The sequence below is a fragment of the Sinisalibacter lacisalsi genome (assembly GCF_014640115.1).
In the GTDB taxonomy this organism is placed as follows: domain Bacteria; phylum Pseudomonadota; class Alphaproteobacteria; order Rhodobacterales; family Rhodobacteraceae; genus Sinisalibacter; species Sinisalibacter lacisalsi.
The window spans coordinates 1-1389 of sequence record NZ_BMGI01000017.1 but is presented as its reverse complement, the minus strand read 5'-3'; the positions used below and the strand labels follow the sequence as shown (position 1 = coordinate 1389).

The following is a 1389-nucleotide window of genomic DNA, read 5'->3' as shown; positions in this document are numbered from 1 at the left end:
CCACAGGTATACATGTGTTCCCCATCCTGAACCCTCCTCCCTCCTCCCTCCCCATACCATCCCTCTGGGTCATCCCAGTGCACCAGCCCCAAGCATCCAGTATCGTGCATCGAACCTGGACTGGCAACTCGTTTCATACATGATATTTTACATGTTTCAATGCCATTCTCCCAAATCTTCCCACCCTCTCCCTCTCCCACAGAGTCCAAAAGACTGTTCTATACATCAGTGTCTCTTTTGCTGTCTCGTATACAGGGTTATTGTTACCATCTTTCTAAATTCCATATATATGCGTTAGTATACTGTATTGGTGTTTTTCTTTCTGGCTTACTTCACTCTGTATAATAGGCTCCAGTTTCATCCACCTCATTAGAACTGATTCAAATGTATTCTTTTTAATGGCTGAGTAATACTCCATTGTGTATATGTACCACAGCTTTCTTATCCATTCATCTGCTGATGGACATCTAGGTTGCTTCCATGTCCTGGCTATTATAAACAGTGCTGCGATGAACATTGGGGTACACGTGTCTCTTTCAATTCTGGTTTCCTCAGTGTGTATGCCCAGCAGTGGGATTGCTGGATCATAAGGCAGTTCTATTTCCAGTTTTTTAAGGAATCTCCACACTGTTCTCCATAGTGGCTGTACTAGTTTGCATTCCCACCAACAGTGTAAGAGGGTTCCCTTTTCTCCACACCCTCTCCAGCATTTATTGTTTGTAGACTTTTGGATCGCAGCCATTCTGACTGGCGTGAAATGGTACCTCATAGTGGTTTTGATTTGCATTTCTCTGATAATGAGTGATGTTGAGCATCTTTTCATGTGTTTGTTAGCCATCTGTATGTCTTCTTTGGAGAAATGTCTGTTTAGTTCTTTGGCCCATTTTTTGATTGGGTCATTTATTTTTCTGGAGTTGAGCTGTAGGAGTTGCTTGTATATTTTTGAGATTAGTTGTTTGTCAGTTGCTTCATTTGCTATTATTTTCTCCCATTCTGAAGGCTGTCTTTTCACCTTGCTTATAGTTTCCTTTGATGTGCAGAAGCTTTTAAGTTTAATTAGGTCCCATTTGTTTATTTTTGCTTTTATTTCCAATATTCTGGGAGGTGGGTCATAGAGGATCCTGCTGTGATGTATGTCAGAGAGTGTTTTGCCTATGTTCTCCTCTAGGAGTTTTATAGTTTCTGGTCTTACGTTTAGATCTTTAATCCATTTTGAGTTTATTTTTGTGTATGGTGTTAGAAAGTGTTCTAGTTTCATTCTTTTACAAGTGGTTGACCAGTTTTCCCAGCACCACTTGTTAAAGAGATTGTCTTTAATCCATTGTATATTCTTGCCTCCTTTGTCAAAGATAAGGTGTCCATATGTGCATGGATTTATCTCTGGGCTTT

Annotated in this window: 1 protein-coding gene; it reads right to left on the bottom strand. The window is 40.2% G+C overall.

Annotation, left to right across the window (positions count from 1 at the left end; translation table 11 throughout):
* Positions 1-274: 274 nt before the first annotated feature.
* Positions 275-1389, bottom strand: a 1115-nt coding sequence (locus tag IEW01_RS17865) for a hypothetical protein (protein ID WP_229738360.1), incomplete at its 5' end; no start/stop codon positions are given.